This window comes from Nocardia sp. NPDC050710 (assembly GCF_040654375.1).
Lineage (GTDB): Bacteria > Actinomycetota > Actinomycetes > Mycobacteriales > Mycobacteriaceae > Nocardia.
On the sequence record NZ_JBFAHV010000020.1, the window covers coordinates 43,893 to 62,960 of the forward strand.

Annotated in this window: 19 protein-coding genes; 6 read left to right on the forward strand and 13 right to left on the reverse strand. The window is 65.7% G+C overall.

Going from position 1 to position 19,068, the window contains the following annotated elements:
• Window positions 1–47: 47 nt before the first annotated feature.
• Window positions 48–476: an organic hydroperoxide resistance protein gene (locus AB0H61_RS28040; protein ID WP_357310228.1), complete on the reverse strand. Its 429-nt coding sequence runs from the start codon at window positions 474–476 to the stop codon at window positions 48–50.
• A 360-nt stretch (window positions 477–836) separates the two neighbouring features.
• Here AB0H61_RS28040 and AB0H61_RS28045 point away from each other — a divergent pair, with 360 nt between their 5' ends.
• Window positions 837–1,526: a winged helix-turn-helix transcriptional regulator gene (locus AB0H61_RS28045; RefSeq protein WP_357310229.1), complete on the forward strand. Its 690-nt coding sequence runs from the start codon at window positions 837–839 to the stop codon at window positions 1,524–1,526.
• 101 nt (window positions 1,527–1,627) lie between these two features.
• Here the strand turns inward: AB0H61_RS28045 and AB0H61_RS28050 are convergent, their stop codons facing one another.
• The 8 genes from AB0H61_RS28050 to AB0H61_RS28085 are packed head-to-tail and all read right to left on the reverse strand — an operon-like array spanning window position 1,628 to window position 9,551.
• The gene (locus tag AB0H61_RS28050) at window positions 1,628–2,599 is read right to left on the reverse strand and encodes an MlaD family protein (protein ID WP_357310231.1); all 972 of its coding nucleotides are present in this window, start codon (window positions 2,597–2,599) and stop codon (window positions 1,628–1,630) included.
• Window positions 2,596–3,612 (reverse strand): MlaD family protein, encoded by a 1,017-nt coding sequence (locus tag AB0H61_RS28055; protein WP_357310233.1) that lies wholly within the window; start codon window positions 3,610–3,612, stop codon window positions 2,596–2,598. Before AB0H61_RS28055 ends, AB0H61_RS28050 begins: the two co-directional genes overlap by 4 nt.
• 20 nt (window positions 3,613–3,632) lie before the next feature.
• Window positions 3,633–4,733 (reverse strand): MlaD family protein, encoded by a 1,101-nt coding sequence (locus AB0H61_RS28060; protein WP_357310236.1) that lies wholly within the window; start codon window positions 4,731–4,733, stop codon window positions 3,633–3,635.
• A 1-nt stretch (window position 4,734) separates the two neighbouring features.
• The gene (locus AB0H61_RS28065; protein ID WP_357310238.1) at window positions 4,735–5,748 is read right to left on the reverse strand and encodes an MlaD family protein; all 1,014 of its coding nucleotides are present in this window, start codon (window positions 5,746–5,748) and stop codon (window positions 4,735–4,737) included.
• Window positions 5,745–6,767 carry an MlaD family protein gene (locus AB0H61_RS28070; RefSeq protein WP_357310241.1) on the reverse strand — a complete coding sequence of 341 codons (1,023 nt, stop codon included), beginning with the start codon at window positions 6,765–6,767 and terminating at the stop codon, window positions 5,745–5,747. Before AB0H61_RS28070 ends, AB0H61_RS28065 begins: the two co-directional genes overlap by 4 nt.
• On the reverse strand, window positions 6,764–7,846 hold the full coding sequence (locus AB0H61_RS28075; RefSeq protein WP_357310243.1) for an MlaD family protein: 1,083 nt from the start codon (window positions 7,844–7,846) through the stop codon (window positions 6,764–6,766). The genes AB0H61_RS28070 and AB0H61_RS28075 overlap by 4 nt, the downstream gene beginning before the upstream one ends.
• Window positions 7,810–8,676 (reverse strand): ABC transporter permease, encoded by an 867-nt coding sequence (locus tag AB0H61_RS28080; RefSeq protein ID WP_357310245.1) that lies wholly within the window; start codon window positions 8,674–8,676, stop codon window positions 7,810–7,812. The genes AB0H61_RS28075 and AB0H61_RS28080 overlap by 37 nt, the downstream gene beginning before the upstream one ends.
• Entirely contained in the window at window positions 8,676–9,551 is an 876-nt protein-coding gene (locus AB0H61_RS28085; protein WP_357310247.1) for an ABC transporter permease, read from the reverse strand. Before AB0H61_RS28085 ends, AB0H61_RS28080 begins: the two co-directional genes overlap by 1 nt.
• A gap of 578 nt (window positions 9,552–10,129) precedes the next feature.
• Here AB0H61_RS28085 and AB0H61_RS28090 point away from each other — a divergent pair.
• Complete coding sequence (locus tag AB0H61_RS28090; RefSeq protein ID WP_357310249.1) at window positions 10,130–10,735, forward strand: helix-turn-helix domain-containing protein; 606 nt, start codon at window positions 10,130–10,132, stop codon at window positions 10,733–10,735.
• Window positions 10,732–11,394: a TetR/AcrR family transcriptional regulator gene (locus AB0H61_RS28095; protein ID WP_357310252.1), complete on the forward strand. Its 663-nt coding sequence runs from the start codon at window positions 10,732–10,734 to the stop codon at window positions 11,392–11,394. Before AB0H61_RS28090 ends, AB0H61_RS28095 begins: the two co-directional genes overlap by 4 nt.
• A gap of 133 nt (window positions 11,395–11,527) precedes the next feature.
• Here AB0H61_RS28095 and AB0H61_RS28100 read toward each other — a convergent pair whose 3' ends face one another.
• The gene (locus tag AB0H61_RS28100; protein ID WP_357310254.1) at window positions 11,528–12,439 is read right to left on the reverse strand and encodes an alpha/beta hydrolase; all 912 of its coding nucleotides are present in this window, start codon (window positions 12,437–12,439) and stop codon (window positions 11,528–11,530) included.
• Window positions 12,440–12,698: 259 nt separating this feature from the next.
• Here AB0H61_RS28100 and AB0H61_RS28105 point away from each other — a divergent pair, with 259 nt between their 5' ends.
• Both AB0H61_RS28105 and AB0H61_RS28110 read left to right on the forward strand, forming a co-directional pair.
• Window positions 12,699–13,142: an AraC family transcriptional regulator gene (locus AB0H61_RS28105; protein ID WP_357310256.1), complete on the forward strand. Its 444-nt coding sequence runs from the start codon at window positions 12,699–12,701 to the stop codon at window positions 13,140–13,142.
• Window positions 13,143–13,214: 72 nt separating this feature from the next.
• Complete coding sequence (locus AB0H61_RS28110) at window positions 13,215–13,835, forward strand: hypothetical protein (RefSeq protein ID WP_357310258.1); 621 nt, start codon at window positions 13,215–13,217, stop codon at window positions 13,833–13,835.
• A 19-nt stretch (window positions 13,836–13,854) separates the two neighbouring features.
• Here the strand turns inward: AB0H61_RS28110 and AB0H61_RS28115 are convergent, their stop codons facing one another.
• The gene (locus tag AB0H61_RS28115) at window positions 13,855–14,535 is read right to left on the reverse strand and encodes a hypothetical protein (protein ID WP_357310260.1); all 681 of its coding nucleotides are present in this window, start codon (window positions 14,533–14,535) and stop codon (window positions 13,855–13,857) included.
• Window positions 14,536–14,854: 319 nt separating this feature from the next.
• On the reverse strand, window positions 14,855–17,212 hold the full coding sequence (locus AB0H61_RS28120; RefSeq protein ID WP_357310263.1) for an arylsulfatase: 2,358 nt from the start codon (window positions 17,210–17,212) through the stop codon (window positions 14,855–14,857).
• 283 nt (window positions 17,213–17,495) lie between these two features.
• On the opposite strand from AB0H61_RS28120, the gene AB0H61_RS28125 reads away from it, so the two are divergent.
• The gene (locus AB0H61_RS28125) at window positions 17,496–18,395 is read left to right on the forward strand and encodes a formylglycine-generating enzyme family protein (RefSeq protein WP_357310481.1); all 900 of its coding nucleotides are present in this window, start codon (window positions 17,496–17,498) and stop codon (window positions 18,393–18,395) included.
• 33 nt (window positions 18,396–18,428) lie between these two features.
• On the opposite strand, the gene AB0H61_RS28130 is transcribed toward AB0H61_RS28125, so the two are convergent.
• Window positions 18,429–18,989: a TetR family transcriptional regulator gene (locus tag AB0H61_RS28130; RefSeq protein ID WP_357310265.1), complete on the reverse strand. Its 561-nt coding sequence runs from the start codon at window positions 18,987–18,989 to the stop codon at window positions 18,429–18,431.
• Window positions 18,990–19,068: the final 79 nt, after the last annotated feature.

The following is a 19,068-nucleotide window of genomic DNA, read 5'->3' on the forward strand; positions in this document are numbered from 1 at the left end:
GCTGCACGTCCGGGGCACCCCGTTCTGAACAGCTGCGGCGCTGGGCGTTACAGCCCGGTGCCGTTGACCACCAGTGCCACATCGATATTGTCTCGCGTGGCGTTGGAGTACGGGCAGACCTGGTGGGCCGTTTCGACCAGTTCGATCGCCTGTTCGCCGGTGACCGAGGGCAGTGTGATGCGCAGTTCGACGCCGAGCGCGAAACGACCGCCGTCGATCGGGACCAGTGACACCGACGAGTCGATGAGCGCGTCGCTCGCCTCGAGCCCGGCTCGCCGCCCGATCAGAGCGAGCGTCGTACCGAAACAAGCGGCGTATCCAATCGCGAAGAGCTGCTCAGGATTTGCGCCCTCCCCGTCGCCGCCCAGTTCCTTGGGCTGACGCAGGTCCAGATCCAATCGCCCATCGGATGTGCGGCCATGGCCCTCCCTGCCTCCGGTGACGTGGGCCTCGGCCGTGTACAGCGCAGTGGTCATCCTCGAACTCCCTTCGTAGGTAACAGAATAGAACATTTGCACTTCAAAAATAGGAAGTCAATAGTTTCGCATCTGGTACCGATGATTGCGGAAAAGGATAAGCCGTATGGGGCCGCCGATCTGACTGGCCGGAAGCGGCGAACCGGCGCTGCGGTGCGTTGCCTGAATTCGTCGACCAGGTTCTGCCCTTGCCGCGCAAGGAGATTCACCAATGACCACGTTCGTTCTCATACACGGCCCCTGGACCCGGGACCGCGTCATCCCGCTGCTGCACGCTGACCGACCCGGAGGTGCTCGCCGACATGCTCCCGACCTCCGCACTTGTTCAAGAACGAGAAGCGTGAGGTCTACAGTGATGAAGTGGAACAGCGATCGTACAACCAGTACTGCGCGACCGCGCGCACCCTCGATCTTGTCGGCGAGCGCTGGACGCTGCTGCTGATCCGCGAACTGTTGACCGGCCCCAAACGGTTCAGCGACCTGCAAGCCAGTCTTCGCGGTCTCGGCACCGGTCTGCTCGCCGCACGCCTGAAACATCTGGAACGCGAGGGACTGGCAGAAAAGATCATTCTCCCGCCCCCAGCTCGTACCCCCGCATACGCCCTCACCGAGGCGGGCGCGGAACTCGAGCCCGCGATCCTGGCACTGGCCCGATGGGGGCTGAAGTGGGCGATGAGCGAACCGCACGCGACCGAGACGTTCCACCCGGGCTGGGCGGTCCTCGGCCTTCGAGCCTGCTTCAATGCCGAGGCCGCCGCCGGACTCCGCGCGGTGTACGAGTTCCGCATCGACGATGAGGTCTTCCACGCCCGCATCGATGACGAAACGATCGAGACACTACATGGACCCGCTCAACACCCCGACGCGATCATCACTATCAGTGAGCTGGAGTTCCTCCGCCTGACCAGTCAAGGCAATACGTTCGCCGAGGCGATTGAAACCGGTGTCGCGTCCGCGACCGGTGACGCCCAAGCCCTACGCAGGATCAAAGACCTGTTTCACCTGCCGCCACCATCCGCCCGAAGGGCAGACCAGCAGGAGCAGGGGTAAGTTCGGGCAGTCCGGCATATTCCGGATCTCGAGCTGCACCTGGGCACCGACACGCGGACGCGGTCAACACCTCCCGCGTTTGCGCCGTTACTACCCGATCCCTATTTGACAGTAATCCGCAACTGCAACGCACCGTCCGGATCGGTCGCGTGCAGCGCCTGCGAGATCAGACTGCCGAGATCGATCTGTCCGATGATCCCGGTGGTGAGATCGAACAACGGCGTGAAGACCGGTAGCAAGGTCCGCAGGTCCGGGCCGAGCTTTTCGATCTCGGCGGCCAGCTCGTTGACCAATGGCACCAGACCGATCATTTCCTCGGTGTCGGTCAGGTAATCGGCCGGGGTGTCGCCGATCCGGATCACCCGCGCGATCGCGTCCGCCACCTGGGCCACGCGCGGGCCGAAATCGGTCCACGCGGGTGCGGCCTCGGTGAGCTGGTCACCGCCCCAGGCCATCTCGGTCGCGTTCGCCTGCATCGCGACCAGCATGTCCCGGATCAGTGCGGTCCTGCTGAGCAGTGTTGCCGCCAAAAGATCGGTGGCTCTGGATAATTGCGGTACGACTGCTTCGGTGCCCGCCAGACCGGTGGTGAAGGTGTCGATGATGGAGCCGACGGCGGCGGGATCGACCTGCTGTAACAACTGCGTGGCGGTGCGGGCCACCTCGGGGATCGATACCGGCGCCACGACCCGGTCGGCATCCAGCCGGGCGCCGTCGATCAGGTAGGGCCCGCCCGGCGCGGTCGGGCGAAAGTCCAGATAGGGCTCGCCCAGCCCGGACAGCGCCTCGATCCGCACCGTGCTGGTCACCGGTACGTGATAGTCGGCGTCGTACCGGAATCCGATCTCGATCGTCTCGCCTACGTGCCGCACGGAGGTTACCTGCCCGATCTCCAGGCCGGAAAGCAGCACCTTCGACCGTGGCAGCAGACCTGCCGAGTCCCGCACCACCATGGTCGCGGAGGTCTGCTCGACGAACCAATCTACCCGCACCACACCGAAACTCAGATAGCTGCTGCCGATGACGAATATGGCGCCGATGGCGCCGAGGGAGGCGATCGAACTGAATTTCATCGGACCACCCCGATCATTCGCAACGTGGCGATGATGCTGTCGACCTGTGCGTCAGCGGCCACGGGCGGCGCACCCTCGATCTGTATCCGGGTGACATTCACCTTCGGCCCTCGTTCCACGAACGGGATGATGGTGTCGCGGATGAGCGACACCAGACGGTTCAGATTGGAGGGTGCGGTCAGATCCAGCGGCCGATTCGCCAGCAATAGCGGAACCAACGCCTTGGCGGTCGCGTCACCCGCTTCGAGTAGTGGCCCCAGCCAGGCCAGCGCGTGACCGATGATGCCGAGGCCGCCGACCACGCCCAGGGTCAGTACCAGCGACTTCGCGTCGGCTGGAATCTCCACCGCGCCACGATCGCTCAGCAGGGTGTCCACCTCGCGCGGGTTGTCCAGCACCGCCGCGAGATCCCGCTGGATCGCGTCGAGGAAGCGATCGACGGAGTCCATATCGGCGGCGACGTCCTCGAGATCGCGGCCGATCACTTCGAAGATCCGCGAGGTCTCGGTGGGCTGCGCGGGCAGCACCGCGTTCACCCGGTCGATGATCTCCTGCATCTGCTGGATCGCCCCGCCCGCGACGAAGGTGGACATGCCCGCCAAGAGGTCCTCGACCTGCAGCGCGGGCCGGGTGCGATCCAGTGGGATGGTGCCGCCGGGCGGAATGGTGCGATCGAAATCTGTTGCCGGGGTGGTGAGTCCGATGTAGATGTCACCGAGAATGGTGTTCTGCCGCAGCTGCGCGGTGGTGGTGACCGGTAGCTCGACCGCGGCCGCGATCTCCACCACCGCATCCACCCGCCCCGGCCCGCTCGTCGTGGGATCCACCACGCGCATCTCGCGCAGGCTGCCGACCTGGGCGCCGTTGGCGACCACCTTGGCCTGCGCGGGCAGATTCAGCGCGTTTGCCAGCTCGATCCGGACCTGATAGGTGGGCCCGGATAGCGTCGCACCGGGCACCGGCACCTGCGACGGGTCGAAACCGCATCCCGCCAGTAGCAAGACCGTCGCCACCGGTACGGAAATCCTCCGGTTCATCGCACACCCGCCGTTCCGAGCACCATGGGGATCAGGTCGGTCACACGGAATCCGTCCGCGGCATCGGAGCACCGCCCGGGTGACAGCGCGTTGACCGCCGCGCAGATCTGGTCGGCCTGCTCCTGCGGCAGTGGCACTTTCGGCGGCGCGTAGGTGAGCCGAGGACTCCCGGATTCCGGATCGATCGTCTGCTGGAAGGACCGCACAATCGGCGGGATCATCTCGACTATCTGTTGCAGCGATGCGACATTCGCTGACAGCAGGCGAAGCCCCGGCAGCGCGCCGTCGAGTGCACCGAGCAGCGGTCGACCGTATTCGCGCGCGATTCCATTGAGCCAGGGGAGTAGGACGAGCAGTGAGTCGATGAGCTGGACGACGCGACTCCAGATGTCGTTGATGAACGCGATGCCGGTACTCGCCCGCTGCAAGACCGTGGTGATGTCGTCCCAGTTCATTGCCACGCTGGAGACCAGTGACGCATAGGAATCCAGCAGACCGCCGATGTGGTCGATAGCGGCGTCCGGTGCCCGCAATGCGTCACCCAGATCCTTGATCAATGCGTTGAGCGCGGGGCCGGTGCCCGCGGTCGCCCGGTCGAAGGCGGTGACACTGTCCCGGATCCGGTTCCGGTCGCCCGGGTCGTCACCGCCGTTCAGTTGAGCCGCGAGCTTCGAAAAGCCTTGCAGCGTTTCGCTGATGCTCTTGGGTGTGAAGGTTTTGGTGATGCAGGTGCCGGGATTCCAGCGGCCGGGTGCGGCCGCCTCGCCGAGCACCGCGAGATTCCGATCGGCGACCAGGGTGTCGGAGACCGTCGTGGCGGTGACCTCCCCATGTGGCGCCCGATCGACCTCGATATCGAATTCGACCCGGATGCCGGTCCCCTCCGGGCGCATGGCGGTGACCGTACCGACCGGAATGCCCAGCATCGTCACATGATTACCGGGGTAGAGGCCGATGGCGTCCGGCATGATCGCGCAGTAGCTCTCGGTCTTCTTCAGCGGATCGAACACGAGCAGATATCCGACGACGGTGACCACCGCCAGCACCACCGCGCCGACCACGGTCACGAAACCCGGTGCGGCCAATAATCGTTTCATCTCAGCACCCCCGTCCCGGCACCGGCACGCAGACCGCGGCAGTCAGCGCCGACTGATCGATGACTGGTCCCGCACCGGAGGCCGTCATCGCCACCAGGCGGTCCCGCAGGTCCTTCCATGCGGGAATCGCGATATCGAGCTGCGCGCCCAATTCCTCCAACTGCGGAAGCAACTCACGCAATTTCCCGGCCAGCGGGGCCAGCACCTCACGCCAGGACGGCTCCACCGCCGCCAGCCGGGACAGCAGTTGCGCCGCGATGGTCAGCGCCACTTCGATTTCGGCGCGTTTATCCAGGCCGAGCACCAGCAGCATGCCGATCTCGCGGACGAAGGTGCCGATCAGCGACTTATTGCTGTCGACGGTCTTCATGTACTCGTCCATCACCGCCAGCGCTCGCGACACCTCGGTGTTCTGGCGCTGGAGAATGCCAACGAAGGACTGCATCGCCGCGCCCAGTCGACGCAGCGAATCCGGGCTGGTCGCGAGCGATTCCTGGAGTGCGGTGAGGTTCGCGCGCACTGTGTCGCCGTCGACCTGGGAGATCGGGGCGGCCGCATCCTGCAGGATGCGCACCAGGCTGTAGGGGAGTCGCACCCGATCGACCGGGATCGTCGACTTCCCCAATGGCGTTGTGCCGGAGGGGAATGCGGCGACATAGTGTCCGCCGACCGCGGTGAGCATGCGGATCTCCAGCGTGGTCTCGGCGCCGAGGAAGACCTCGCGCTCCACGGTGAACGTCATCCGGACCCGATCCGGTCGCAGGTCCAGCTTCGTCACCGCACCGACAGTGATGCCCGCGACGCGTACCTGGTCACCCACCTTCACCGACTGTGCCTCCGCGATATCGGCGGTGTAGGTCGCCTTTCCGATCGGCAGCAGGTAGATGACCCCCGTGACCACCAGCAGGAATGCGAGGAATGCCGCGCCGATTACGCCGAGCCGGAATTCCCGGCGATTCTTGGTTGCTTCGTGGCGGTCGTGGTGCGGCCCGAGCATCTTCATCGGTCGTTTCATCCGTTGCATATCGCGACCCGCTGTCCGGCTACCAGGACGGAAAGTACCTGGGGGAGTTGAGCATTGCCCTTGGTGCAGGTCATGCTGACCTGACCGGCCTGCGCGCCCGCGGGCGGCAACGTCGCGCTGAGCGCCTGTAGCAGTCCGGGCAACCTGCCGAGTAGATCCAGCGCCGCCTGCGGATCCGGGAACAACAGTCGCAGATCGGTGAGCAGGTCCGGGTTGGCGCTCTCGGTGAAGCCGAGGGTATCCAGCAGGCTATTGAGCGGGCCGAGCGCGGACGGCGCGACCGCGGCGAAGTCGAGCAGGCCGTCCAACTTCGCCCGGAACGCGGTGAACACCTCGGCGATGCCACGCAGCAGCGTCACCAGATGCGGTGCGCGACCACCGATCCGGTCGGAAATGGTGTACAAGTTGGCGACGATGGTGGAGATCACTGCCTGCCGGTCGGCGGTGTACCGGCTGAGCTTGTCGATCGCGTCGAGTGCCGGCCCGATGCCGGAACCATTGCCCTCGATCACCGCGAGAACGCTTTCGGTGAACTGGTTCAATGCGGCGGGGGAGAACTCCGCGAGTACGGGCTGTAGCCCGTTGAACAGCTGGGTGATATCGAACGACGGCACCGTATTCGCCTCGCCGATCGACGCACCGTCGGCCAGTGTGACGCCGGGCCGGTCCGGTTGTCTGATATCGACGTAGCGCTGTCCGGTCAGCGACTGGTAGCGGATGGCGATCATGCTGGCGTCGTAAACCGGCCGGTCCCGCGCCACGGTGAAGCGGACCTCCGCGCGGACGCCCTTCAGGTCGATATCGGTGACCTTACCGACGCCGACCCCGAACATGCGCACGTCGTCGCCGGTCTTCAGCCCACTGACATCGGTGAATTCGGCGGTGTAGGCACGGGTATCGCCCTCGATGGGCCGGGTGATGGCCTGCACGATCACCAGCAGAAGTGCGATCATGGTGATCGCGAACAGTCCGAGCCGCACGATCACCGCGCGAATGGAAAGGGTCGTCATCGCGTACCCCCGAGCGCCGCGTAGCCCTGCTGACCGAGCAGCGGCACCGCGAGCCCCGGCATACCCCGCAGCGTGACCGCCACATTGACAGCGGGCCCTTCCGGGGTTTCGACGAACATACGGTTCAGCCGGTCGATCAACTCGGTGATCTCGGCACGGGAGCGTCCGGGATCGGGCACCGTCGCGGCCAGCGCGGCCACCAAGGGTGTTATCGCCTCGGTGTAGCCGGAGAGCTGGCGGCGGGCGGCATCGCCTACGGCTCCGATCGCGGGCAGCGCGCCCGACACCACCATGTCGATGGTGGCGTCATAGCGGGGCCGATCGTTGAGGAACACCTCGATATTCATGATGGCGTCGAGCAGCCGGAAGGTGGCCGAGGTGAAATCGCCCGCGCCGCGGAAGAAGGCCGCGTACTGGTCGATCAGGTACGACGGCGAGTACCGCTGGGTGTCGGCGACGGCCCGGCTCAGTGCGATCATCGCCTCGAGCAGCGGTGTGTAGGCGCGTAATTCACCACCGAAGGTATCGAGCAGTTGACTGAGCTGCGGTGTCAAGACTTCGGTCGAGGTTTCGGTGAGAACGCGTAGCAGACTGCCCATCGTCACATCGGTGACCTTTCCCGCCAGATCGATCACCGTGCCCGCGCGCAGCGGATCGCCGCCGGGTGAGCGGCGCAGCGTGAGCGCGCTGATACCGAACAGGTTCTCCGGGGCGTAGTCGACGGTCAGTGAGTCGGTGAGGCTTGCGGTTTGGTCCCTGTCCAGATCCAGCGTGATCAGCTGATGCCCCCGCCCGATACCCGTGATATCGGTGATCTCGCCGACCATCACCCCGTCGTAGCGCACCCGGGTGCCGGGTATGACGCCCTCGCCGACCTGTTCGGTGCGCAGTTGCAGCTGGATCCGGCCGGGTTCGGCGTTATCGAGGTTCGCCCGGTATGTGAATCCGGCGATGGTCGCCAGCACCACCGCCAGCGAGCCCGCGACGCGGCATCCACGCTTGCCCATCGTGACACCGGGAAGTCCATAGTTCGGCACCGCGATCACCCCGGGAATTCGATGGCGGAGTTGATACCCCACAGCAGAATGGTCAGCACCATATCCAGTCCGATGATGGCGACGAAGCTGGCGCGCACGGCCCGTCCGGACGCGATGCCGACGCCCTCCGGCCCGCCGGAGGCGAAAAAGCCGTAGTAACAATGGATCAGGATGATCGCGACGCCGAACACCAGGATCTTGACGACCGCGGCGAGTACGTCGTAGCCGCTGGTGAACTGGAAGAAGTAGTGGTCGTACACCCCGCCTGCCTGGCCGTGCAGCAGGACGATCACGGCCGAGCAGGCGAGGTAGCTGAGGATCAACGCGATCAGAAAGGTCGGCACGATCGCGATGGCGCCCGCGATGACCCTGGTCGTCACCACGAACGGAATCGACCGCAGCCCTAGCGATTCGATGGCGTCGATCTCCTCGGAGATGCGCATGGAACCGATCTCGGCGGTCATCCGGCAGCCTGCCTGAGCGGCGAATCCGACGGCCGCCGCGATCGGGGCCAGCTCCCTGGTGTTCGCGAACGCCGACACCACGCCGGTGACCGGTCCGAGCCCGATCAGATCGAGCGCGGCGAAGGATTGGATTCCGACGCCCGCGCCCATGGCGACGCCGAGCACCACCAGCATCGGCACCGTGCCGCCGCCGACAATGACCGACCCTCGGCCCCAGGTCATATCGGTAATGGTGCGCATCGTCTGCGCCCGGTAACGGCGCAGTGTGAGCGGGATAGCCCACAGCGCCTGGAAGACGAAGCCGAGCAGGAAGCCGGTGTTCTCGATCGGGGTGAAGACTCGATCCCGGTGTTCGACAATGCGATACGCCCAGCCGAGCCCACGCGGGCGGTAGGGGGTGGCCGTCATCATGCCACCCGCAGCGGCAGGAACATCGCGACGACCTGGGTGATGACGAGGTTGATCACGATGATCGCGGCCACCGACACCACTACGGCGGCATTCACCCCGTCGGCCACTCCGCGCGGACCACCCCTAGCCTCCAGACCGCGCTGGCAGGCGATGATGACCACCAGGAATCCGAACAGCATGGCCTTGGCCAGCGAGATCCACACATCGGCGACCACCGCGAACGAACCGAAGGTCGCCCAATAGCTGCCTGGCGTCACATTCTGGGCACTGATCGCGACCGCGTAGCCGGAGACGATGCCCACGAAGATGATCAGGATATTCAGCAGCGGCGCGACCAGCATCATTGCCACGACCCGCGGAATCACGAGGCGGTGTACCGGACTGATGCCCATGGTGCGTAGCGCGTCGATCTCCTCTCGCACCGTGCGCGCTCCGAGATCGGCGGCAATGGCCGACGCGCCCGCACCGCCGAGCAGCAGCCCGGTCGCGATCGGGGCGCCCTGTTGGATTACGCCCAGCCCGCCCGCCGCTCCGATCATCGAATCCGCGCCGAGTTGGTGTATCAGATTGCCGACCTGCACCGAGACGACCACGCCGAACGGAACCGCCATCAAGACCGCGGGCAATGCGGTGACGGTGACCAGATACCAGGCCTGGCGCAGCATCTCGTGCCACTGGAAGCGCATGCCCAGGATGTCGGTGATGGTGCCGCGCACCGATTCGATCGCGAGATCGACCGCGCGCCCGAAAGTGCGCACACTGGAAACCACTGTGCTGCTGACATTCTCGCGGATGATCCGCGTTGTTGTCGGCGATTCCCCCTGATCCGTACTCGGTTCCGCCCGCTGCGGGGCCGGTGCCGCAACCTTCATGAAGCCTCCCTCACGTCCCGCGTCGCGAATCACCCTCGGTGGTCCGCACACAGAACCCCTTCCCGCACCGCAGATCTCGACGGCTCGGTTGTGCGTGGCGGTGCGAGCCACGGCATCGATAGTTCCGGACCCGGGTAGGCCCGAACATGACGCTGCTATCCGACTCGCTCCCACCCGGTTGCCGCTCGTCCCGCTGCCCCGGGGCGCCTTCGGCATGGGATGAGACTGTGACGCGCCCCACCAACATAGGCAACGCTAGCACCACATTTCGGCCAAATACAACGGCGTAAAGTTAACCATTCCCGTTTCCGTAATCGCATAGATTTCCCAGGGGGATACCCGCTCCGGCGCATGATATGAGGGCCTCGGGCGTTGAGGGGCGTTCCGTTTACCCGGCGATGACACGAGGTCGTGCCGACATCGACGAGTTATGCGTGTAAGACATTGCCGAGATCGCGGATTGCGGAGGCGGTCACAGAGAATCGGCTCACGCAGTCGCGGTACCGTGGAGCGAATCGCGCCGCGTACCGCTGCGTGCGCCGGCGCGGTCCACACTGCCGCGAGCCCCGGAGGAGATGATGTCGGACCGACGCGAACGTATCCTCGATGCGGCGCGGGGCGTCATCCTGCGCGAGGGGTACGCGAGCGCGAGCATGCACGCCATCGCGCGAGCCGCGGGTCTCACCCGGCCCGCGCTGTACGCCGAATTCGGCGATCGCGACGAACTTTTCGAGGAGCTGATCGATCGCGAAGAGGTCCGGGTCCTGGATATGGCCGCAACGGCGACAATGGAGATCCGGCCCGGTACCGACCTGCTCGCAACGGCCTTGGACCAGGTCGACGTCTACCTCGACCTGGTCCTGTCCGCGCCCGAAACTTGGCGCTTCGCCTTGATGCCCGCCGACGGCGTGCCCGCCTCGGTGCATGAACGGGTCGACCGTGGCCGCAACATCATTCGGGAACGCGCCGAGTTCGTACTGACCGCGCTCGCCGCCATGAACGATCGTGAGATCGACGCGGAGTTGTGGAGTCACGCGGCGATCAGCGCCAGCGAGACCGCGGCACGGCTGGTCGTGGCCGATGGCGGGTCGGAGCGGCGTACCGCCATCGGCGATACCCTGCGCTGGCTGGTCCGCCGGGTGGCCGCGGCCATCGGAATCGGCGGGCAGGGGTCGGCGTCATGACCCCCGCGAAACGCGAGACGTCCGTACCGGCCCGGCGTCGCTACGCCAAACGGTTACAGCCGGCTGACCGGCGGCAGCAACTGCTGGACACCGCGCTGCAGATCGTCGTCGAATCCGGGTTCGCCGATGTGAGCATCGCCGCGGTGGCCGAGCGCGGCGGTGTCACCCGGCCGGTGGTTTACGATTCCTTCGGCAGCCGAGACGAAGTGCTACACGACCTGATCGAGCGGGAGACGACACGGATGCGGGAGGCTGTCGTGCGAGCCGTCTCCGAGACCGATCCGGAGACACCTGTCGGGGCGGATCTCGTCCCCTCGGAGGCACTCTCGGCCGGTTTGGCACGGTTCCTCGACGAAGTGCGCGCCATGCCGGATACCTGGCGCCTGGTGTACTACCCGATCGACGGGGTGCCACCGATCCTGCGTGAGCGCGTCGAGAAGGCGAGGGAGGAGCTGAGTGCACCGCTGTGCCGGGCATTCGCCGACTGGCAGGTGGATCGTGGGGGGACCGCGGGCGATCCGGTGGATCTGGATGTGCTGGTGCACATTACGCAAGGGGTGATCCAGACCGCAGCCCGGCTCATCCTGGACGAGCCGGATCGTTTCGACAACACGCGAATATTGGCGCTCATCACACAGTTGTTCGCCGATCAGCCCTGAATCGGCACTGCCACGAAGATTTTCGCAGCCGAACTGCCCGGTCAGGGCCGAACTCCGCGCCGCCCGATGAGACACGGTTCCCGTATCCGACAGGTGTAGCGACGAATTCGCCTGGTCGGCGGTCCGTACCCTGTCACGGCGAGTTTCGAGCAGCGGTGCCTCGAGTCGCGGCTTGGATCAGGGCGGTGGCGAACGTTCGGGGGCTCTCCAGTGGAATGAAGTGTCCCGCATCGTCAACGTGATGGATGTGTAGCGCGGCGAAGTAATGAGTCAGCCGATCGGCCCAACTGCTGGGGAACAATACGTCATGCTCCGGCCAGAGCACAGTGGTGGGTACGGCGAGGCGCTGGGCCGGGGCAGGCGCGCGTTCGGCGGCGATGCGGGCGACTCCTCCGGTGCCGACCCGGTACCAGGCTAGGGATGCGGTGAATGCACCCGGCTGGGAGTACACGGAGACAAGGTGATCGAGATGATCTTCGGCAAGGACGAAGTCGGGTCCGGACCAGTGCGACCAGAAGTGGAACAGAAAGGCGCGGACGGCGTCGGCCTTGCCGTCGATGAGTTCGTCGGCGAGCCGGAGCTGGTTGAACGACACATACCAGAACTCTCGTTGTGCTTCGACGGATAGGATCCGTTCGCCGATACCCGGCAACGGCGGCGTAAGCACGAGTGCACGTATCAAATCTGGACGCTGGAGCGCCACCGCGAGCGCGATCCTGCTGCCGATGTCATGCCCGCCGAGGACGGGCCGGTCCAGCTGCAATTCCTCGATGAGTCCGATGATGCTGCGTGCTTGCGCGTCGGCGCTGTAGTGGGTCGAAGGGGCCTCCAGGTGCTTGTCGGATGCGCCGAAGCCGCGCAGGTCCGGCACGACGACGTCATGCATCGGCAAGAGCGGGACCACGTCGCGGTATTCGGTTCTGTCGCTGGGCCATCCGTGCAGCAGAACCACCGGGGCTCCAGCCCCGATTCGGTCGTACGCCAGCCGGAACCCGTCGACCGCAGACGTCCGCTGGACGTGCTGACTACCTGGGCGAGAAGACACCCGAATTCCCCATTTCCGCGAGCAGCGCAGGACGCTGCTGATCATTCGTGCAGGACAACGGCTGAGGCCTTGATGAGTACAAACGTCAGTGTCACCCAACGGTATCCGGAGCAGGTGGCCTCGAGTCCGCGGGATGAGTATGGCGTGACAACACGCGATCGCGGCTCCCGTCCGCTCTCGGCGAAGCCGAGTGCCGGAAGATTTCTCGTTCGGCCCATGCTGAGAGCCGCTCATTGCTACATTTCGCCAACCGTCTGGTATGCGTTTCATCGAGGAATACGAGCTCATGGTCGACCGGGATCTTCGCCGCACCACATCCAGCGCACACCCGTCGCCCCTGCGCCGGTCCGACACCGGAGTGACCGAGGCGGTGCGTAACCTGCTGGTCCGCAACCCCGGCACGATTCCGGACCAGATCGGCGTCGCCGGTGAACTATTCGTGAGCCCACGCACACTGTCGCGACGCCTCAACGAAGAGGGCACTTCATTCCGCGCACTGCTCGACGAGGTGCGCCGGACAAGGGCCGAGGAGCTGCTCACCCACACCGATATGACCACCGAGCAGGTCGCCGCGCACCTCGGCTACGCCGAGGCCGCCTCGTTCATCCGCGCCTTCCGCCGATGGAAAGACTGTCCACCCCAAGAATTCCGGGCCCGCGGCGCGGACCCGCGCGCCCGAACCCCGGTAATCGCCGGAGCCTGACGACCGCCCGGCTACACGCCATCTCCACAATTCCCGCGCGAACCACGCACATCGCCGATATAGGTTGCCGTTGTGTTCGCCAAGACGCTTCGGTCCGCCGCGCCGCCCCTGTCAGCCGCTCTCCTGACCCTGGTCGCGCTCGGCGTAACGCTGCATCGCGGCTGGATACTGACTCAGCTCTGGCTCCTCGCCCTTCCGGTGCTCGCACTGGCGTTCCTGATCTTGATCGCTCTCCTGGCTCTCGCGCTGTGGCAGGCCAGCCGCGACATGCATCAGTGGCCCGTGCTGGCCACCGTGATGCTGGCACTCATCGGGGTCAGCGGACCCATCTTCTGTGTCGTCAACCCCAAGGCCGCGGTGTGGAGCCGGTTTTGGCTCGAGCGCCCGGCGTTTGCCGCGGTGGCTACGGTCGAGGTGCCGGAGCGTGGCCGAGGCGACTACTACGGTGTCGAGCTACCGAGCCACCTGTGCTTCGTTTCGGCGAACTGCAAGGTGGCGGTTATCGGAATCAATGGGGGACAGCCAGTACGGTTCGTGCCCGACTATCTCGGAATCCCCGACGGCGCCATCGGCTACGGGCACTTCACCGGAACGCCCGAGTCCGGGCCGTATGACGGATTCGGTGATCCTATCTGCCCCACGATGGAGCTGGCAGGCGGATGGTGGTGGCTCGAGCGCTGCCCCGGGCCTTAGCGCCTCGTCAGGCGATATCTCACTGGGCCAGCGGCTCGGTGACCTTGGGGGCGCCGACAATTACACCGGCGCGCCAGAGGTGCTCGCCCGCCGCGTCGCGGATGGCGGCGGGGAGGAGGTCGAGCTGTTCGCGGCCGACGGCGCCTCGTCCCGCCGCCGCGCACAGGGCCTCGAAGGCGGCGAGCTCAACGGAACCGCTGCGGAATTGCTGCGACTCGTAGTCGAAGGTCAACCAGGACGCGTCGACCGCTTGCCCTTTGAACTTGCTCGCGAACTCCTCGGCATCAGCGTAGGAGCGGATACCGCAGAAGAGGCCGTCATCGAGGTCGATCGGCGTGCGCCGCCATATGCCCTCCTCCCACCAACGCACGAACCCGACGGGATCGTCGTCGAGCCAGGGGTGCGCGGTGGTCAGTTCGGCACAGCGGACCCAGTCCGGTGCATCCGCGAGCGGATCGTAGGGCGCGTCCCGTTCCCAGACCTCACTACTCTCGTCCCCGCCGTACAGTAGCGCCCGACCACCGGGATAGCGCACTACCGACAACCAGTTCCCCGCACCGTCTTCCACGGTCAGCCTGCCGCCGTCCACCCGGCTGACGGCCTCGGCCTCGAATGCCACTCCGACCGTCGCGCAGAACATGACGTCGGCCAACGCGATTCGCGCCAGCAACACATCCGGGGGCGGTAGTTCGAGCTCCATGCTCGGCAACCTAACAGCCAGCACCGACAGCGCAGACCGTCGCGCACTCGACCACCGTGGCACGGCTGTTGCCGGGAACCACGGCGAGCCAAGCGAGTTCGCGTCCGACAATCGATCGACCCAGGCGGTGGGCCGACTGCCGCTCCGGGTGAATCGGCATCCTCGGTCGGAACGGGCGTCCGGCAGGCCGCATCGGCCTGCCGGACGGTATTGCTCGGAACACACGTCGAAGGTGAACCACTGCACCGGGATCCGCACGGATCCAATGGTTTCGGGAATCGTCGAGTCGGCGCGTATCGGTATGAACGGTTCCCTACCGCTACTCGCGTGACAGCATTGCGACGGCTTCGCGTTCGAGGTCGACGTACGGTTCACCGCTGACATCGACAGCAACCCGATGCAGGGTCCCGCCGGTGAACGCCCACGGGGAGGTTCCGGGGTAGTCGTCGGTGACTGCCTCCGCATTGTCGCGGCCGGCATGCAGACCCTCGCCCGCGATGCTGAACTTTCCGGGCTGGGTCTTGATCCGGCCCTCGCCGACCTTACGGTCGCCGTAGTAGAGGCTGAGGATGCCTCGGGCGGTGCCGGGCGGGTCCTCGCTCTTCTTGTCGAAGGAGGCGGCCAGGATCAGGTTCTGACCGGTCGGCAGGTCCTCGGTCGCGCTGATCTTTTGTTCCTCGCTGCCCAGGAAGTTGTAGACGTAGTGCAGCCGGTTGTCCTTGATGTACAGGGCATGTCCGCCGAACCGGCCGCCGTGGGAGAACAGCACCCCGGCCGCACCCGGGCCGGGCAAGTCGACGAGCGCGCCGATCGAGTAGGAACGGTTGCGGATATTGACCGCGACCGACTCGGGCACCTCGGCACCGCCGGGACGGTACACATAACGGTTGCGCGGCGACGCGAGCTGGGGACGTGGGGTGGTGATGATCTCGACCCCGGAGCGGTCGTCGAGCGGGAACGCCTGGTTGGCGCCGGCCTCGTAGAACCACAGGCCGATGAGTTCGGCGAGTTTGCCGGGTTCCTCGGCGGCGAGATCGTGGAGCTCGGCGCGATCCTGGTCGGTGTGGTAGAGCTCCCAGGTGTCATCGGGGAAATGGCTCCACCCGCTGAGGGTCGGGTGGGTGGTGACCGCCTTCCAGCCATCGTGCCAGATGCCTCGGCCGCCGAGCATCGAATAGAACTGGGTGTGCTTGGCGGTCGGGATGTTGGCCGCGTCGAAGCTGTAGCGCATGCTCACCCCTTGAATCGGCGTCTGGGCGTGGCCCTTCACCGTTTCCGGAAGCTCGATGCCGAGGCAGTCCAACAAGGTGGGCACCACGTCGACGGCGTGGTGGTACTGGTCGCGGGTCTCGCCGTGGGCCTTGATCCCGGCGGGCCAGGAGATGAGGCACGGGTCGCAGGTGCCGCCGTTGAACGAGTATCGCTTCCACATTTTGAACGGGGTGTTGAAGGCCATCGCCCACCCGTTCGGGTAGTGGTTGTAGGTCGTGGGGCTGCCCAGTTCGTCCAGCTTGGCCATATTCTCGGCCAGGTTGTCCGGAACGCTATTGGCCATCCTGTTCTCATTGACCGAGCCGTCCGGGCCACCCTCGCCGCTGGCTCCATTGTCGGAGACCAACACGATGATGGTGTTATCGAGCTCCTCGATCATCTCCAAGTACGAGAGCAGGCGGCCGATCTGGTCGTCGCAGTGCGAGAGGAAGCCGGCGTACACCTCGGCCATGCGGGCGAAGAGCCGCTGCTCGTCGTCGGAGAGGGTGGCCCAGGGCCGGGTGTAGTCCAGCGGCGGGAACGGCTGACCGTCGGGCCCGCTGCGGGTCTCGGGGGTACCGATCGGGTTGAGCGGGGGGAGCTGGGTGTTCTGCGGGACCAGCCCCATCTCCTTCTGCCTGGCCAGGGTCTGCTCACGCATCACCTCGTACCCCGCGTCGAACCGGCCGCGGTAACGCTCGATCCATTCGCGCGGCACTTGGTGCGGAGCGTGCGCGCAGCCCGGCGCGTAGTACATGAACACCGGCCGGTCCGGAGCAATCGCCTTGACATCGTCGATGTACTGGATGGCCTTGTCGGTGATGTCGACGCTGAAGTGGTAGCCCTGCTCAGGCGTGGCCGGCTGCTCGACGGGGTGGTTGTCGTGCACCAGGTCCGGGTACCACTGGTTGGTCTCCGCGCCGAGGAAGCCGTAGAAGCGCTCGAAGCCGCGGCCGATGGGCCAGTTTCGCTTGGTGGACGCCAGGTTCATCTCGTCCTCGGCGCACAAATGCCACTTGCCGACCATGGCGGTGCTGTAGCCCCGCTCGACCAGGATCTCGGCAAGGGTGGCGCATTCGGGAGGGATGTGGCCATTGCCGCCGGGGAAGCCCACCGCGGCCTCGCTGATGCAGGCCATGCCGTTGGTGGTGTGGTTGCGGCCGGTGAGCAGGCAGGAGCGGGTCGGAGAGCACAGGGCGGTGGTGTGCCACTGGCTGTAGCGCAACCCGTTCGCGGCGATCCGGTCGATATTCGGGGTCTCGATCGGGCCGCCGTAGCAACCCATGGCGCCGAAGCCCACGTCGTCGAGCACGATGTACAGCACATTCGGGGAACCGGGCGGAGCCTTGGGCTGCTCGTACGGGCCCCAATCCGGGATCGAGTCGCGGATGTCGAGGTTGACCACACCGCGGAATGGATTTGGCATGCATTCCTCCTCACGTGTAACCCCCGCTCCACGCTAGGGAGACGCCGAAGCGGTCACATCACCCGCGTGGGGTGAGAAACTTCGGCTACTTCACGGGCACACTGACATCACGGACTGCGAGGCCATTCATCAGCAGGAATGTGGAGACGGCATGAGTGCAGCGGCGAACGAGCTACCGGCGGACCGATTACCGAGCCCGTCTTCGAGACGCACGAGTGAGGTGGGCGCGGTGAGTTCGACCATCGCAGCGTCACGGTCCACACCGTCGGGCCGTCGCGGACAAATGGTGTGGATCGAGGGCGGCACATACACGATGGGTTCGGACATGGACTATCCCGAGGAGGCGCCCGCGCACCGGGTGTCGGTCGATGGATTCTGGATCGATCCGCATCCGGTGACGAACGCCGAATTCGCACGGTTCGCTTCCCGCACCCGATACGTGACCGTCGCCGAACGGCCCCCCGCGGCCGCCGACTATCCCGATGCCGACCCGGCCTTGCTCGTCGCCGGCTCCTCTGTGTTCGTCAAACCCGATCGCCAGGTGCGCCTCGACCAACCCTACCGGTGGTGGCATTGGGTTCCGGGCGCCGACTGGCGACACCCACAGGGCCCGGGCAGCTCCATACGAAAGCGGCCGGACCATCCGGTGGTACATGTGGCCTGGGAGGACGTTGCGGCGTATGCCGACTGGGCGGGCAAGGACGTGCCGACCGAGGCGGAGTGGGAGTACGCCTGCCGAGGGGGTCTCGACGGCACCGAGTTTGCCTGGGGCGACGAGTTCGAGCCCGGAAACACGGTGATGGCAAACACTTGGCACGGTGAATTCCCCCATCACAACACGCGCGTGGACGGATTCGAGGGGACGTCGCCGGTCGGCGCGTTCCCGCCCAACGGGTACGGGTTGGCGGACACGATCGGCAATGTGTGGGAGTGGACCCACGACTGGTACACCGCGCACCAAGCCCCCACGCATACCTGCTGTGTCACCGCCAATCCACGGGGCGGCACACGGGAGGGCAGCCGCGACCCGGCACAGTCGCAATTCGCTCGAAAGGTCATCAAAGGCGGATCGCACCTGTGTGCACCCAACTACTGCCGCCGATACCGACCGGCCGCACGAATGGCGCAAGCCGTCGACACATCGACCTCCCACCTCGGCTTCAGGCTGATAGTTCGGGAGTGACGTAGCCGGGGCACGGATCCGATGTCCGATGAATTACGCCTGTGCGGTCACGACTTTGAGTTCATCGAGTGACTTGCGGACGAGTTGTGCCAGGTCTGGTTGGTCCGGATCGTTGATCCAGCGCTCGAAGGCGATCTTGAAGACGGCGATTCCTACCTCCGCGGTGAGGCTCGCGGCGGGGTCTCGGACCCCACGGTCGCGCAACGCCTCGGCCATAGCCGAGGCGAGTGATGCGAGTTTGATCAGCTCGCGCTCTTGCAGCCCCGCGTTCGCGGCGATTACGGCCTGGCGCCGCTGGGAGAGTTCGCGGCGCTGCTGAAGCAGCGCACCGGCAGCCTCGAGGGCGGTGGTGACGGCGGCGATCGGCGCCGCGGAATCGGAGGCACCGGCAATGGTGCTGACGAGAAGCTCCTGAAGTGAGTTGGAGAACAGCACCTCGCGCTTATCGGCGAAGTGCCGGAAGAACGTTCGCTCCGTGAGACCGGCTCGTCTGGCGATCTCCGCCACTGTGGTCTGTTCGAATCCGTGCTCGAGGTAGAGATCGAGCGCGGCCTGCTCGAGTCGGCCGCGCGCGTTCGGCTCCCATCGACTCATGTCACGATCGTAGCTGATGACAGTGACTGACATCGAATGTATGGTTAGTGATGACAGTGACTGACATCAGACTGTCGTG

What these genes read in the sequence shown, in the direction of transcription:
- AB0H61_RS28040 (WP_357310228.1), bottom strand. Translation starts at nt 476, where the DNA reads ATGACCACTGCGCTGTACACGGCCGAGGCCCACGTCACCGGAGGCAGG.
- AB0H61_RS28090 (WP_357310249.1), top strand. Translation starts at nt 10,130, where the DNA reads ATGTCGGACCGACGCGAACGTATCCTCGATGCGGCGCGGGGCGTCATC.
- AB0H61_RS28120 (WP_357310263.1), bottom strand. Translation starts at nt 17,212, where the DNA reads ATGCCAAATCCATTCCGCGGTGTGGTCAACCTCGACATCCGCGACTCG.
- AB0H61_RS28105 (WP_357310256.1), top strand. Translation starts at nt 12,699, where the DNA reads ATGCGTTTCATCGAGGAATACGAGCTCATGGTCGACCGGGATCTTCGC.
- AB0H61_RS28080 (WP_357310245.1), bottom strand. Translation starts at nt 8,676, where the DNA reads ATGACGGCCACCCCCTACCGCCCGCGTGGGCTCGGCTGGGCGTATCGC.
- AB0H61_RS28130 (WP_357310265.1), bottom strand. Translation starts at nt 18,989, where the DNA reads ATGAGTCGATGGGAGCCGAACGCGCGCGGCCGACTCGAGCAGGCCGCG.
- AB0H61_RS28050 (WP_357310231.1), bottom strand. Translation starts at nt 2,599, where the DNA reads ATGAAATTCAGTTCGATCGCCTCCCTCGGCGCCATCGGCGCCATATTC.
- AB0H61_RS28065 (WP_357310238.1), bottom strand. Translation starts at nt 5,748, where the DNA reads ATGAAACGACCGATGAAGATGCTCGGGCCGCACCACGACCGCCACGAA.
- AB0H61_RS28070 (WP_357310241.1), bottom strand. Translation starts at nt 6,767, where the DNA reads ATGACGACCCTTTCCATTCGCGCGGTGATCGTGCGGCTCGGACTGTTC.
- AB0H61_RS28125 (WP_357310481.1), top strand. Translation starts at nt 17,496, where the DNA reads ATGGTGTGGATCGAGGGCGGCACATACACGATGGGTTCGGACATGGAC.
- AB0H61_RS28060 (WP_357310236.1), bottom strand. Translation starts at nt 4,733, where the DNA reads ATGAAACGATTATTGGCCGCACCGGGTTTCGTGACCGTGGTCGGCGCG.
- AB0H61_RS28085 (WP_357310247.1), bottom strand. Translation starts at nt 9,551, where the DNA reads ATGAAGGTTGCGGCACCGGCCCCGCAGCGGGCGGAACCGAGTACGGAT.
- AB0H61_RS28115 (WP_357310260.1), bottom strand. Translation starts at nt 14,535, where the DNA reads ATGGAGCTCGAACTACCGCCCCCGGATGTGTTGCTGGCGCGAATCGCG.
- AB0H61_RS28095 (WP_357310252.1), top strand. Translation starts at nt 10,732, where the DNA reads ATGACCCCCGCGAAACGCGAGACGTCCGTACCGGCCCGGCGTCGCTAC.